Source organism: Croceibacterium segetis, from assembly GCF_011320115.1.
GTDB classification, from domain to species: Bacteria; Pseudomonadota; Alphaproteobacteria; order Sphingomonadales; family Sphingomonadaceae; genus Croceibacterium_B; species Croceibacterium_B segetis.
Genome location: NZ_JAANOZ010000003.1, coordinates 32,987 through 46,120 on the forward strand (window position 1 = coordinate 32,987; position 13,134 = coordinate 46,120).

General features: G+C 67.0%; 14 protein-coding genes. 7 read left to right on the top strand and 7 right to left on the bottom strand.

Annotated features, from left to right (window positions below; translation table 11 throughout):
• Positions 1-14 precede the first annotated feature (14 nt).
• From G7B69_RS03810 to G7B69_RS03840, 7 genes are all read left to right on the top strand, one after another.
• On the top strand, positions 15-1,169 hold the full coding sequence (locus G7B69_RS03810; RefSeq protein ID WP_166176286.1) for an XrtA/PEP-CTERM system-associated ATPase: 1,155 nt from the start codon (positions 15-17) through the stop codon (positions 1,167-1,169).
• 1 nt (position 1,170) lies between these two features.
• Positions 1,171-2,076 (top strand): XrtA system polysaccharide deacetylase, encoded by a 906-nt coding sequence (locus tag G7B69_RS03815; protein ID WP_166176288.1) that lies wholly within the window; start codon positions 1,171-1,173, stop codon positions 2,074-2,076.
• Entirely contained in the window at positions 2,073-3,131 is a 1,059-nt protein-coding gene (locus tag G7B69_RS03820; RefSeq protein WP_166176290.1) for a FemAB family XrtA/PEP-CTERM system-associated protein, read from the top strand. Before G7B69_RS03815 ends, G7B69_RS03820 begins: the two co-directional genes overlap by 4 nt.
• Positions 3,128-4,363, top strand: a complete 1,236-nt coding sequence (locus G7B69_RS03825; protein ID WP_166176292.1) for a TIGR03087 family PEP-CTERM/XrtA system glycosyltransferase — start codon at positions 3,128-3,130, stop codon at positions 4,361-4,363. The genes G7B69_RS03820 and G7B69_RS03825 overlap by 4 nt, the downstream gene beginning before the upstream one ends.
• Positions 4,353-5,381 (top strand): exosortase A, encoded by a 1,029-nt coding sequence (gene xrtA, locus G7B69_RS03830; RefSeq protein ID WP_166176294.1) that lies wholly within the window; start codon positions 4,353-4,355, stop codon positions 5,379-5,381. Before G7B69_RS03825 ends, xrtA begins: the two co-directional genes overlap by 11 nt.
• A gap of 11 nt (positions 5,382-5,392) precedes the next feature.
• Complete coding sequence (locus tag G7B69_RS03835) at positions 5,393-7,291, top strand: XrtA/PEP-CTERM system amidotransferase (RefSeq protein WP_166176296.1); 1,899 nt, start codon at positions 5,393-5,395, stop codon at positions 7,289-7,291.
• A 173-nt stretch (positions 7,292-7,464) separates the two neighbouring features.
• Complete coding sequence (locus G7B69_RS03840; protein ID WP_166176298.1) at positions 7,465-8,421, top strand: crotonase/enoyl-CoA hydratase family protein; 957 nt, start codon at positions 7,465-7,467, stop codon at positions 8,419-8,421.
• 29 nt (positions 8,422-8,450) lie between these two features.
• Here G7B69_RS03840 and G7B69_RS03845 read toward each other — a convergent pair whose 3' ends face one another.
• The 7 genes from G7B69_RS03845 to G7B69_RS03875 all read right to left on the bottom strand — a co-directional run bounded on the left by G7B69_RS03845 (position 8,451) and on the right by G7B69_RS03875 (position 13,039).
• Positions 8,451-9,149 (bottom strand): pirin family protein, encoded by a 699-nt coding sequence (locus G7B69_RS03845; RefSeq protein WP_166176300.1) that lies wholly within the window; start codon positions 9,147-9,149, stop codon positions 8,451-8,453.
• A 68-nt stretch (positions 9,150-9,217) separates the two neighbouring features.
• Positions 9,218-9,538 carry a hypothetical protein gene (locus G7B69_RS03850; RefSeq protein WP_207785945.1) on the bottom strand — a complete coding sequence of 107 codons (321 nt, stop codon included), beginning with the start codon at positions 9,536-9,538 and terminating at the stop codon, positions 9,218-9,220.
• Positions 9,535-9,855 (bottom strand): heavy metal-binding domain-containing protein, encoded by a 321-nt coding sequence (locus G7B69_RS03855; protein ID WP_166176302.1) that lies wholly within the window; start codon positions 9,853-9,855, stop codon positions 9,535-9,537. Before G7B69_RS03855 ends, G7B69_RS03850 begins: the two co-directional genes overlap by 4 nt.
• A gap of 31 nt (positions 9,856-9,886) precedes the next feature.
• The gene (gene zapE / locus G7B69_RS03860; RefSeq protein WP_166176304.1) at positions 9,887-10,999 is read right to left on the bottom strand and encodes a cell division protein ZapE; all 1,113 of its coding nucleotides are present in this window, start codon (positions 10,997-10,999) and stop codon (positions 9,887-9,889) included.
• Positions 10,996-11,439 (bottom strand): PaaI family thioesterase, encoded by a 444-nt coding sequence (locus G7B69_RS03865; RefSeq protein WP_166176306.1) that lies wholly within the window; start codon positions 11,437-11,439, stop codon positions 10,996-10,998. Before G7B69_RS03865 ends, zapE begins: the two co-directional genes overlap by 4 nt.
• Before the next feature lies 1 nt (position 11,440).
• The gene (locus tag G7B69_RS03870; protein ID WP_166176308.1) at positions 11,441-12,223 is read right to left on the bottom strand and encodes a succinate dehydrogenase iron-sulfur subunit; all 783 of its coding nucleotides are present in this window, start codon (positions 12,221-12,223) and stop codon (positions 11,441-11,443) included.
• Between the two features lie 210 nt (positions 12,224-12,433).
• On the bottom strand, positions 12,434-13,039 hold the full coding sequence (locus G7B69_RS03875) for a hypothetical protein (RefSeq protein ID WP_166176310.1): 606 nt from the start codon (positions 13,037-13,039) through the stop codon (positions 12,434-12,436).
• Between the last annotated feature and the right edge of the window lie 95 nt (positions 13,040-13,134).

Below are 13,134 nucleotides of genomic sequence, written 5' to 3' on the forward strand. Positions count from 1 at the left end.
CCCGGAGACTCAAGATGTTCCATGACTTCTACGGACTGACGGGCAAGCCCTTCCAGCTGACGCCGGACCCCGCGTTCTATTTCCGCAGCATTACCCATCGCAAGGCGCTGTCGTACCTCGGCTACGGCCTTGCGCAGGGCGAGGGCTTCATCGTCGTCACCGGCGAGGTCGGCGCCGGCAAGTCGACCCTCGTCGCGCACCTGATGGGCACGCTCGACCCGCAGCGGCTGGCGGTGGGTCAGATCGTCACCAGCAAGCTCGACGACGAGGAGGTCATTCACATCGTCGCGCAGAGCTTCGGGCTGGAGGTCGAGGGCCATGACAAGGCCAGCGCGCTCGGCGCGATCGAGGGCTTCCTGCACGAGCAGGCGCGCGCGGGCCGCCGCTGCCTGCTGGTAGTCGACGAATCGCAGAACCTCTCGGTGCCGGCGCTCGAAGAGCTGCGGATGCTGTCGAACTTCCAGCTCGGCAATCACCCGCTGCTGCAGACGCTGTTGCTCGGCCAGCCCGAGTTCCGCGTGACGCTGCAATCGAGCCCCGATCTCGAGCAACTGCGCCAACGGGTCATTGCCGCACACCATCTCGAGCCGATGGAGAAAGGCGAGATCGAGCCGTACATCATCCACCGCCTGGAAAAGGTCGGCTGGGACGGCAACCCGGCGTTCGACCAGCGGGTGTTCACCGAGCTTTACGAAGCCAGCGGCGGCATTCCACGGCGCGTCAACCAGATCGCCAACCGGCTGATGCTGCTCGGCGCGGTAGAGGAGCGTACGCGGATCGATTCCGCGATGCTCAAGGCGGTCCTCGACGAGATGATCGGCGAGAAGGCATTCCCCGCGGCTGCCCCCAGGCCGATGCCCAAACAGGAGCCGAAGTTCGCGCCCGTCCAGCCTTTGAGGCACGAACCGCGGCTCGACCGCGAAACGGTCGAGGCCATGCTCGCCGAGCGCGATGCAACCATCGCCGAGCTGCAGCAGGCGATCGTCGAATTGGCCGAACGCCAGGAAGACACCGTCCGCCTTGCGCTGATGCCGGAGATCGCCACGCTGCAGGAAAAGCTCGCCCGGCTCGAGGCCAAGACCTTCGAGCAGGAGCGGACCATCCGCCACACGCTGACGATGCTGATCGAGTGGATCGAAAGCGAGATGGACGAGAGCAAGGCCGCCTGACTTGAACGCCGTCTCGCTCCCTTTTCGCGCGGAACAGGGCGCGGCGGTCGTCAACGGCCTCTCCGTAGACGTCGAGGACTGGTTCCAGGTCGGCGCGTTCGAGAGCGTCATCGAGCGCGACGACTGGAACTCGCTCGCCGACCGGGTCGAGCGCAACGTGCGCGAGATTCTCGACATGTTCGACGCGGCCGAGGTCAAGGCGACGTTTTTCACGCTCGGTTGGGTGGCCAAGCGCCACGGCGGGCTCATGCGCGAGATCGTCGCCCGCGGACACGAGCTGGCGAGCCACGGCTGGGATCACGGACGAGTGTTCCGGATGGACCGCCCCGCCTTCGCCGAGGACATTTCGCGCGCCCGCAAGGTGCTCGAGGATGCCTCGGGCATGCCGATCCTCGGCTACCGCGCGCCGAGCTTCTCGATCGACCGGCGCACCCCGTGGGCATTCATGGAGCTGGCCGAACAGGGCTACCTCTATTCCTCCAGCGTCGCCCCGGTCAGCCATGATCACTACGGCTGGGCGGACGCGCCGCGCTTTGCCTTCCATCCGATCCCCGGCGTTCGACTGGTCGAGCTTCCGGTGACGACTGCCATGTTCGCCGGAAAGCGCCTGGCCGCTGGCGGCGGCGGATTCTTCCGCGTGATCCCCTACGGCTTCACTCGCTGGGCGATCCGCCAGGTCAATGGCACCGCCGGCCGGCCGGCGGTGTTCTACTTCCACCCGTGGGAGATCGACCCGGGCCAGCCGCGCGTTGCCGGCGCGCCGCTCAAGTCGCGGCTGCGGCACTATACCAACCTCGACAAGATGGCCGGCAAGCTGCGCCAGCTGGTCGGCGAGTTCGCCTGGGGGCGGATGGACTTGCTGGCTCACCGCGAAGCCGCCCGGCTCGACAGTGCGGCGACGCTATGAACGTGCCTTTCGCCCTCGCGCGCGAGTCTGTGCGTACCGTCGACTTGCGCCAACCCGACGAGACTGCGCGGATCGAAAGGTTCGTCGCCGAGATGGCCGGCAACCTGTTCCACCGCCCGGCGTGGCTGCTCGCGGCGGAGCGCGGCACTGGGCAACGGGCGCTCGGTCTGCTGGCGGAGAAGGGCGGGGCGATCAGCGGCTGGTTGCCGCTGAGTGAAGTGCATTCACCGATCTTCGGGCGCATGCTCGCCTCGAGCGGCTTTGCCGTCGGCGGCGGGGTGCTCACCGAGAGCCCGGCGACGGCGGAAAGGCTATGCCGCGCGGCCGAGGAGCTTGCGGCGCGCCTCTCCTGTCCGACGATTGAGCTGCGGGGCGGTCCGGCGCCCGAGAATTGGCACGTGAGAACGGACAGCCACTGCGGTTTCGCCGCTCCGCTCGCCGAAGACGACGAAAAGCAGTTGCTGGCCATAACCAAGCGACAGCGCGCCGAAGTGCGCAAAGGGCTGGAGCAGGACCTCGAGATACGAAAAGGGACCGGTCCAGACGGTCTCGCGGCGTTTTACGCGATGTATGCCGAAAGCGTGCGCAATCTGGGCACGCCGGCGTTCCCGCGCAAGCTGTTCGAGGCGATGCTCGACGCGCTCGACAGCGACATCCTGACAGTGTTCCACAAAGGACGGCCGGTATCGAGCGTGCTGTCGTTCTACCACGCCGGCGCGGTGATGCCTTACTGGGGCGGGGGTACGCAGGCGGCACGCCGCCTTCGCGCCAACGACCGGCTCTATTACGAGCTCATGCTTCACGCCCGTCGCCGCGGCTGCATGCGGTTCGATTTCGGCCGCTCCAAGACCGGCAGCGGACCTTGGGCCTTCAAGAAGAACTGGGGCTTCACGCCTGAGCCGCTATCCTATGCCAGCTGGACCGCACCGGGTGCCGACAAGCGCGACGCCGATCCCACCAGCGCCAGGCATGCGGCGCGGATCGCGCTGTGGCGGCGGCTGCCGCTGGCGCTGACCAACCGCCTCGGCCCGCCGATCGCGCGGGGGCTCGGGTGAGCGGAGAGATCCTCTTCCTCGCCCACCGCATCCCGTTTCCCCCGGATCGCGGCGACAAGATCCGCTCGCACCATATCTTCAAGGCGCTGGCGGAGCTGGCGCCCGTGCACGTGGCGACGTTCGCCGAGACGGCGGCGGATCGCGCACAGGAGCCGTATCTGGCCTCCCTGGCCACGAGCCATTGCCTCGTGGCGCGGAGCAGGCCGCTCCCGCTCGCGGGCGTGCAAGCGTTGCTGCAAGGCGAGCCGATCAATCTGACCGCGTTTCGCCACCGCGCGATCGCCGACTTTATCGAACGCGCGCTGCGCGAAAGACCGGTCGACACGATCTACGTCTTCTCCGGCCAGATGGGCCAGTACGTCCCGGCGGATTGGGACGGACGCCTGGTGGTCGACATGGGGGACGTCGATTCGGCGAAGTTCGAATCCTATGCTCGCGACGCCAGCTGGCCCAAGGCCCCACTCTTCGCCCGCGAGGATCGCCTCTTGCGCATCGAGGAGGAACGCCTCGCCCGCATCGCCGATCGGACACTGCTGGTCAGCGAGGCCGAGGCGGCCCTGCTGCGCTCGCGCCTGCGCGAACCCCATCGCGCGCGGATCGAAGCGCTCGGCAACGGTATCGATTTCGCCGCCTTCGATCCGGCGAAAGCCGTTCCGCATCCCGAACTCGCCGCGACGCCGGGACCGCACTTCGTGTTCACCGGGCAGATGGACTATCCGCCGAACATCGCCGCCGTGCAGCGGTTTGCGCGCATGATCCTGCCGGAAATCCGCAGGGCGCATCTCGCCGCGCAGTTCCATATCGTCGGCCGTGCGCCGACCGCCGAGGTGCGCGCGCTGGAGGGCGGGGGCGTCCGCGTGTGGGGTGAAGTCCCCGGGGTGCAACCGTTCCTCGCCGGCGCCGACCTCGTCGTGGCGCCGCTGACCATCGCTCGCGGTATCCAGAACAAGGTGCTCGAGGCGATGGCGATGGCGCGCCCGGCGCTGCTCACCACCGATGCGGCGACGGGAATTGCCGCCACCGATGGAGTTCACTTCGCGGTCGAGGACGGCGACGCCGGTTTCGTTTCGCGGGCCCTGGCCCTGCTCGGTGACCGAACGGCCGCTGCGGCGATGGGCAGGGCGGCCCGCCGCTTCGTGATCGAGACGATGAGCTGGCCGGCGATGCTGGCCCCGCTGCCGCGACTGGTGGGACGAGAGGCGAGGGTGCAGGGACGGCGCGATGCCGCATGAACTGGCCATCGCGCGAGGCCGCGCATGGCGTCAGCGCGTGCCGCCCGCGTGGCGAACGCCGCTGCTGCAACTGGCCCTTGCCTGCGCCGCTCTTGCGCTGCTGACTCGCACCGACTGGTCTGAAATGGCGAGGCAGTGGTGGAACTCGTCGACTTGCAACCACGTCCTGCTGATCCCGCCGATCCTCGCCTGGCTGGTGCACCTGCGCTGGCCTGAACTGGCAAAGCTGCGCCCGCAAGCGTGGTGGCCGGGCCTCGCGTGGCTCGCGGCGGGTTTGTCGACCTGGGCCCTGGGCACGGCGGCGAGTGTCAACCTCATCGCCCAACTCGGCACCGTGATGCTGATGCAGTCCGCGGTCGCCACCCTGCTCGGACCACGGATCGTCGCCGGGCTACTGTTCCCGCTTGCCTACATGATCTTTCTCGTGCCTTTCGGCGAAGAGATCGTCCCGCCGTTGCAGGCCATCACCGCGAAGATGGCCGTTGCGTTGACGCAGGCCAGCGGCGTTCCTGCCAGTATCGCCGGCGTGTTCATCGACACCCCGGTGGGCCGCTTCGAGGTCGCCGAGGCCTGTTCGGGGGTGAAGTTCCTCGTCGCCATGATCGCGCTCGGCACGCTGGTCGCGCACTTGTGCTTCCGTAGCTGGAAGCGCCGGGCGGTATTCATGGCCGCTTGCGCCGTTGTTCCGGTGCTCGCGAACGGCGTGCGCGCGTGGGGCACGATCTACGTTGCCCAGAGCCGCGGTGTGGAGTTCGCCGCGGGGTTCGATCACGTCGTCTACGGCTGGTTCTTCTTCGCGTTGGTGATGACGGGCTTGCTCGCGGTTTCCTGGCGGTACTTCGACCGGGCGGCGAATGATCGCCTGGTCGACGTAGAAGCCCTCGAAGCGTCCCCTTTGCTCAACCGCCTGGCGCGCTGCCGGATCGGCGGTTGGCATGCGCTGGCGGTCGTAGCGCTCGCCGTGCCGGCGGCGCTCCTGCTCGCCGACGGCCTTGCCGCCGCCGGCCTCCGTCCCTAACCGCGAAGACAATGTGCGGGATCGCGGGTCTATTCCATTGCGGCACGATCAAGCCGGTCGATCCGGCGCGGGTCGAGCGGATGAGCAATGCGCTGGCGCATCGCGGGCCGGACGGGTCGGGCGTGTGGACCGCGCCGGGGGTCGGCCTCGGCCACCGTCGGCTGTCGATCATCGACATTGCCGGTTCGCCGCAGCCGATGCACGCCGCCGACGGTCGCGCGGTGCTCGTCTACAACGGCGAAATCTACAATTACCGCGAGCTGCGCCGCGAGCTAACGAGCCTCGGCGCGCAGTTCCGCACCGAAGGGGATAGCGAGGTCATCCTCGCCGCCTGGCAGCAATGGGGTGCCGATTGCCTGCGGCGCTTCAACGGCATGTTCGCCTTCGCCATCTACGACTGCGTCCGGCGCGAGCTTTTCCTCGCCCGCGACCGCCTGGGGGTGAAGCCGTTGTATATGGCGCCCTTGAGCGACGGCAGTGTGGCTTTCGCCTCCGAGCTTAAGGGCCTGCTGGCGCACCCCCTGCTGCGGCGCGAAGTCGATCCGCTGGCGGTCGAGGATTACCTGACCTGGGGTTACGTGCCCGACCATCGCTCGATCCTGAAAGGCGTCGAAAAGCTGCCGGCCGGCCACTACCGGCTGCTGCGGCACGACACGTCGCCCGCCGCGCCGGTGCGTTGGTGGGACGTCTCCTTCGCCGAACGGCACAACGGCAAGGCGGCCGATCTCGAAGCCGAGCTGCTGCACCATTTGCGCGAGGCGGTGACAAGCCGGATGGTCGCCGACGTGCCGCTCGGCGCGTTCCTCTCCGGCGGAGTCGATTCCTCGAGCGTCGTGGCGCTGATGGCCGAAGCGAGCCGCGAGCCGGTAAGGACCTGCTCGATCGGCTTCGACGTCGGCGCGTTCGACGAGACTTCCTACGCCGAGCAGGTGGCGCGCCTGTTCGCCACCGATCACCACGCGCGCACTGTCAGCGCCGACCAGTTCGGCGAAATCGACACGATTGCGGCGATGTTCGACGAGCCCTTCGCCGACGCCTCCGCGCTGCCGACCTGGCGCGTCAGCCAGTTGGCGCGCGAGACGGTGACGGTGGCGCTTTCAGGCGACGGCGCTGACGAGGCGTTCGCCGGGTATCGCCGGCAGGTGTTTCACGCGCACGAGGAGCAGGCGCGGCGCTGGCTGCCGGCGGGGTTCCGCCAATCGGTGCTTGGCGGGCTGGGTGCGGCCTACCCCAAGGCGGACTGGGCACCCCGCTCGTTGCGCTTGAAGACCACGCTGCTCTCGCTCGCGGGCAGCGGGGCCGAAGGCTATGCGCGGGCGCTGTCGGTCACGCCGCCCGAATTGCGCCGATCGCTCTATTCGCCCGATTTCGCACGGCAGATCGACGACTATCGCGCCGAAGACCCGCTCATCCGGCTTATGGAGAGCGCCCCTGCGCGCAGTGGGCTCGACCGCGCGCAATATGCCGACCTCAAGTTCTGGCTCCCGGGCGACATTCTCACCAAGGTCGATCGCACGAGTATGGCGGTGAGCCTCGAGGCGCGAGAGCCGCTGCTCGATCACCGGCTGGTCGAATTCGCGGCCGGCCTGCCTGAAGAGCTGCGGGTACGCGGAGCGCAGGGCAAGGTGCTGCTCAAGCGGGCCATGCGGCGCTATTTGCCGGACAACGTGCTCTACCGCCCGAAACAGGGTTTTGTCACACCGATCGCCGATTGGCTGCGCGGCCCCCTCTCGTCCGAGGCGCGGGCGATAGCCAAGAACGCGGCGTTGGCGCGCACCGGCTGGTTCGACCCGGCACGTCTCGCGGCTGCCGCCGAGGCGCATATTGCATCCCGTTTGGACCATTCTCGGCTGCTCTGGCAGTTGATTATGCTTGACAGATCGCTGCGCCATCTCGGTGTCGTTTCCTAAGCATTTTAGAGTGTTACCCTCGGGTCACACTCGCCTGTCCCATCGTGGCACCACAGGGCGCCAGCGGGGGTTAAGGGTAAATATTGCGTTGCCAAAGCGAGTCCGGCCAGCGTAGATTCCGCATGTAGCGCCAAAACTTACAGGGGGCGCGGGGTCGCCAGCGGGGTAAATGTATGGACCGGTTGTCGGGACATATCGAAAATGTCGAACCGGTTTCCAACGACACGGATGTTTCCGCGTTCGGTTTCGGCGCGGGTCACGAGCAGATCATCGAGGAGCACGTTCGTCATCGTGCGGTCGATCCGCAATTGTTTGAGCTCGACGAACTTGATTGCTTGTACGAAGCGCAGACCGCGACGCTGTGGTCGTACATGCGCCCGCAGGGCCGGCCAAGCTTCACGCCGACGATGCTCCGTGACTTCGAGACCTGGCAGCGCCTGATCGGCGCCGACTTTGGCCCCGACAAGGTGCCGCTGCGTTATCTGGTGCTCGGCAGCCGTTCACCCGGCGTGTTCTGCTTCGGCGGTGACCTGGCGCTGTTCCAGACGCTGATCCGCACCGGCAACCGCCAGGGCCTGGCGAACTATGGTTTCCGCTGCGTCGAGATCCTCCACCGCAACATGCATTCGCTCGACTTGCCGATGCTGACCATCGGGCTCGTCGAAGGCGCGGCGCTCGGCGGCGGGTTCGAGGCGCTGCTGTCGTTCGATTTCCTCATCGCCGAGCGCGGAGCCACGTTCGGGCTGCCGGAAATCCTGTTCGGTCTGTTCCCCGGCATGGGCGCGCACTCGATCCTCTCGCGCCGCCTCGGTAGCGCGATGGCCGACCGGTTGATCCTGTCGAACGAAACCTACACCGCCGAACACATGTACGAGATCGGGCTGGTCCACCAGCTCGCCGAACCGGGCGAGGGCCTCAAGGCCTGCCGCGATTTCATCAAGCGCTCCGAACGGCGCCATCCGGGCCTGGTCAACGCACGAAGGGCGATGAAGCGCACGCGGCCCATCGAGCTGCGCGAGCTGAAGGACATCGTCGAGCTCTGGGCCGACGCCGCCATTCAGCTCACCGAGCAGGACCTCAAGGTAATGAGCCGGCTGACCCGCGCTCAGGAGCGCGTCGGCCACGCCTGACCCGCGCTTAGCGCGCGCCTGTGCCCGTATCAGCGGGCATCGACCATCACCAGTTCGCAATCCTCGAGCGCCTCGACGGTGATCGCTTCCTCCCCGGTGATCGCGATACCGTCGCGGGCGTTCGCTTGGACGCCGTTGACGCGAATGCGCCCGCCGGTCGCGACGAGGTACTGGTGCCGCGTGGGCGAGGCTTCGTAAGTCACGCTGTCGCCCGCCGGCAAGGTCGCCGCGAGGATGCGCGCGTCCGAGCGGATCGGCAGCGCGTCGTCCTTCTCGGGTTCGCCGCTGGCGACGATCTCCCACCGCCCGGCACGTTCGCCGCGGGGGAACTCGCGCATGCCCCAGCCGGGCTCACCGCCGGCCTGGTCGGGCAGGATCCAGATCTGGAACAGCGTCGTGTCCTCGCTCTCGACGTTGTATTCGGCGTGGGCGACGCCGCTCCCGGCGCTCATCACCTGCACGTCGCCGGCGCCGGTACGCCCGGTGTTGCCGAGCGAATCCTTGTGAGTGATCGCCCCGGTGCGGACGAAGGTGACGATTTCCATGTTGGCGTGGCTGTGCGGCGGAAAGCCGCTTTGCGGGGCGATTGTGTCGTCGTTCCACACGCGGATCTTGCCCCAGCCCATGCGCTCGGGGTCGTGGTAGTCGGCGAAGCTGAAGTGAAAGCGGGTGTCGAGCCAGCCGTGGTCGCTGTGCGCCAGGCCGGCGAAAGGACGGATATCGATCATCGGGTAGTCCACCTCGGCGGGGTGTTGCCGCCGGTATGTGAGTTAGATGCGAACGGTGGGTGAAGGCTTCAAGGACGCGGAAGCTTGAGATCGCGCCCGGCCGGCTCGTAGCGCCGCTCGCCGGTCAGCGGGTCCATCCACACCTCCAGGAGCTGGCCGGTCTCATGGTCGACGAACTTCTCCTTGGTCAGCTCCCAATCGGTATGCTCGACCCGCGGCGGCGTGCCGGGACGGCCGTAGCGGCGCTCGAGCCCGACGCTGGCGAAGATCAGCGCTCCGGTGATCATCAGGCCAATGCCGCCACCACCCGTCAGCACCGTCAACACCGTGCCGCCGAACAGCATCAGCGCGCCGATGGCCAAGACCAGCAGGCGGGCATTCGGGCTCATTCGGCGGCCAGCTTCACGGCGGTGCCGTAGGCGACGACTTCGTTCATGGTCTGGCCGATCTCGCCCGAATCGAAGCGCATCATCACGACCGCGTCGGCGCCCATCAGCTGCGCATTCTGGACCAAGCGATCGAGCGCATGACGGCGCGTGTCCTCGACCAGCGAAGTATATTCCTTGATCTCACCGCCGCCGAGCGAACGCAGCCCGGCCATGACGTTGCCGCCCAATCCGCGGCTGCGGACGACCACGCCGAACACCTGCCCGATGGTCTCGGTCACGCGGTGGCCGACGATGTTTTCGGTTGTCACAACGATCATTCGACTCTCCCTCGTTGCCCAGCGCGCATTTCTACACCGCTCCGTGCCCTTGTGCCATGTATTCGGCGCTCTGCATTTCCTTGAGCCGGCTGACCGTGCGCTCGAACTCGAAGCTGCCGTCTCCCACGGGATAGAGCGCCTCGGGCGCGGCGGCCGCGGTGGCGAACAGCTTGACGTTGTTCTCGTAGAGCGAATCGATCAGCGTGACGAAGCGCGCGGCCTCGTCGCGCCGTTCCGCGTCCATCACCGGGATGCCGACGACGATGACCGTGTGATAGGCCTGGGCGATGGCGAGGTAGTCCGCCGCCCCGCGCGGCTCGCCGCACAAGCGCTTGAAACTGAAAACGGCGACGCCCTTCAGGCTCTTGGGCACGTGCAGCGTCCGTCCGCCGCCGAGGTCGAGGTTGGCCGAGGGAACATGCGCGGCGTCTTCCGGCGGATAGTCGGTCAGGCGAAAAAACACCTCGCGGACTTGCTCGGTCGCTTCCGGGCCGAGCGGGGTGTGCCAGGTGCCGATGCCGGCGAGGCGCTGGAGGCGGTAATCGACCGGGCCGGTAAGCGGCAGCACGTCGAGTTCGCGTTCGATCAGCGCGATGAACGGCAGGAACAGCCCGCGGTTGAGACCGTCCTTGTAGAGGTCCGACGGCTGGCGGTTCGAGGTCGTGACCACGGTCACGTTCTCGTCGCAGATCAGCGCAGTGAACAGCCGGCTCATGATCATCGCGTCGGCGGTGTTCTTGACCACCATCTCGTCGAACGCGAGGCAGCGGACGTCCTCGGCGATGCGCGCGGCGACAGGGCCTATGGGGTCGCCGGCTTCTTTCTTGCGCTCGTCGCTCAGCAGCCGGTCGATCTCGAGCATGAAGGCGTGGAAGTGGACGCGGCGCTTGCGGCGGATCGGCAGCGTCTCGACGAACAGGTCCATCAGCATCGACTTTCCGCGGCCGACGCCGCCCCACAGGTAGAGCCCGCGCACGCGCTCCTGCTCGCGGCCGAACAGGCGGGCGAGGGCGCCCGGCTCGCGCGCCGTGACGAGCTCGTCCTGCAACAGCTGCAGGCGTTCGGCCGCAGCGCGTTGGCCGGGATCGGCCTCGAGCTCTCCGGCCGCGACGAGCGCTTCGTAGCGCGCGAGCATGCCGGTCATGCGGCGATCTTGCGGACGATGCCGGAGAAGCCGGCCACGGTGGTCTCGCCCTGGACGATCCTGCCCTGGACGAACAGCATCCGCCCGGTCTCGCGCAGGATCGACACGAGGGCATCGAGCGGTTCGTCCATGCTGCCGACGCCGATGAACTGGACCGACAGCTCGATGGTTACCGAGGCGGCGAGGTCCTGGCCGGTCAGCAAGCCGGGGCCCGCGAACAGCGAGGCGTCTGCGAAGGCGGAGATGATCCCGCCGTGGATCGCGCCGTGGACGTTGCCCATGAGGTGGGACGGGAAAATTCGCGTCCGCGCGACGCCGGCGCCTTCTTCGCGCACCAGCAGAGTCCCGATGACCTCGCGGTTGAAGGCGCCAGGGACGCGCCATTCCCGCCAGCCCGGATGGTCGGGCGCGGGCAGGAGGATGTCTTCGAGCCCCGCCAAGTTAGTGCTGGCGCTCGACCATCATCTTCTTGGTCTCGGCGATCGCCTTGGCCGGGTTGAGGCCCTTGGGGCAGACGTTGGCGCAGTTCATGATCGTGTGGCAGCGATAGAGCCTGAACGGATCCTCCAGCTGGTCGAGTCGCTCCGGGGTCATCTCGTCGCGGCTGTCGGCCAGCCAGCGGTAGGCTTGCAGCAGGATCGCCGGGCCGAGGAACTTGTCGGAGTTCCACCAGTAGCTCGGGCACGCGGTCGAGCAGCAGGCGCACAGGATGCACTCGTAAAGCCCGTCGAGCTTCTCGCGCTGCTCCGGGCTTTGCAGCCGCTCCTTGCCGCTCGGCGGCGGAGTGACCGTCTGCAGCCACGGGCGGATCGAGGCGTACTGGGCGTAGAAATGCGTGAAGTCGGGGACCAGGTCCTTGACCACGTCCATGTGCGGCAGCGGGGTGATCCGCACCTCGCCCTTGAGTTCGTCCATCGCGGTGGTGCAGGCGAGGCCGTTCTTGCCGTTCATGTTCATCGAGCACGAACCGCAGATGCCCTCGCGGCAGGAGCGGCGGAAGGTCAGAGTCGGGTCGATCTCGTTCTTGATCTTGATCAGCGCGTCGAGGACCATTGGCCCGCAGTTGTCGAGATCGACTTCGAAGGTGTCGTAACGCGGGTTCTGCCCGCTCTCCGGATCCCAACGATAGATGCGGAAGCTCTTGATCCGCGTGGCGCCTTCGGCCCGGTGGACCCGGCCCTTGCGGGTGATCTTGCTGTTCTTCGGGAGGAGGAACTCGGCCATCGGCTATCCTTAGCTGCGCGGCCTATCTAGCGTTCCGAGCGCGCGGAGCAAGGGCAGCGAAGTTTACACGGGCCTGACACAGTTGACAGGGTCCTGGCCTCAACTTCCTTAGCGGCCGAAAATAGTGGCGAATCAGATTCTTGAACGCATTCCATTCCCGCTGCATGCCGCCTGGACGCCTTTGTAGGAAAGCGCTTTTTTGGCTTGCGTTCAGCCGGCCTTCCGCATCGGCTGGCAGGCGGTGCCAAGCTGGGCTGGGCTGAAGGCGGTTCGCGCAGCCCCCGGCCGGCTGTTCACGAGCACGGGCGCAAGAAGCTTGAAGGATCGCGCGTCCGCGCGGGCGCTCGCCAGCGCGCTGGCGATCATCGGCTTGGCGGCCGGCGACAAGGCGCGAGAACCCAATTCGAGCGTCCGCAATTGGGACCACTCATCGATCTCCTTCAGCTGAAGGTCGTCAAGAATCTTTATCAGCGAGTAGAGGCCCGCCTGTTCAGACTGATCTTTGGCCGATTCTTCGTTGAACCGCCCGCTTGCGAGGTTCGCTTCCCAGCGTTCGTAGACCAGCCCGACATCGCCCGGAAAGCCGATGTGCAATCCTGCGGGAAAGGCATCGTCGTCACGCCAGTCTCCCAGCAGGGCCTCGATTTCGTCAAGCCGCTTCTCGATGCAGGCTTGCTGGCTGAGTCTATAGGCGGTGCGGCCGATGTCGGTCTGGATTTCCTGGTCTATCGCCTGCCGCGCCTCATGCGCCAGGCTGCGTTCGTGGAGCGATTCGACCCCCTGTTCGAGCGCCAGCGCAGTGAGCACGCCGAGCACGATGATCGCGTATTCCTTGAAAAATTCGCGCCAGCCGTGCGGCACCTTCGGCAGATGAATGTGCATCCCGACACCCCCGACGGCGGAATATTCGC

What these genes read in the sequence shown, in the direction of transcription:
- G7B69_RS03810 (WP_166176286.1), top strand. Translation starts at nt 15, where the DNA reads ATGTTCCATGACTTCTACGGACTGACGGGCAAGCCCTTCCAGCTGACG.
- G7B69_RS03820 (WP_166176290.1), top strand. Translation starts at nt 2,073, where the DNA reads ATGAACGTGCCTTTCGCCCTCGCGCGCGAGTCTGTGCGTACCGTCGAC.
- xrtA (WP_166176294.1), top strand. Translation starts at nt 4,353, where the DNA reads ATGCCGCATGAACTGGCCATCGCGCGAGGCCGCGCATGGCGTCAGCGC.
- G7B69_RS03835 (WP_166176296.1), top strand. Translation starts at nt 5,393, where the DNA reads ATGTGCGGGATCGCGGGTCTATTCCATTGCGGCACGATCAAGCCGGTC.
- G7B69_RS03840 (WP_166176298.1), top strand. Translation starts at nt 7,465, where the DNA reads ATGGACCGGTTGTCGGGACATATCGAAAATGTCGAACCGGTTTCCAAC.
- G7B69_RS03845 (WP_166176300.1), bottom strand. Translation starts at nt 9,149, where the DNA reads ATGATCGATATCCGTCCTTTCGCCGGCCTGGCGCACAGCGACCACGGC.
- G7B69_RS03850 (WP_207785945.1), bottom strand. Translation starts at nt 9,538, where the DNA reads ATGAGCCCGAATGCCCGCCTGCTGGTCTTGGCCATCGGCGCGCTGATG.
- G7B69_RS03855 (WP_166176302.1), bottom strand. Translation starts at nt 9,855, where the DNA reads ATGATCGTTGTGACAACCGAAAACATCGTCGGCCACCGCGTGACCGAG.
- zapE (WP_166176304.1), bottom strand. Translation starts at nt 10,999, where the DNA reads ATGACCGGCATGCTCGCGCGCTACGAAGCGCTCGTCGCGGCCGGAGAG.
- G7B69_RS03870 (WP_166176308.1), bottom strand. Translation starts at nt 12,223, where the DNA reads ATGGCCGAGTTCCTCCTCCCGAAGAACAGCAAGATCACCCGCAAGGGC.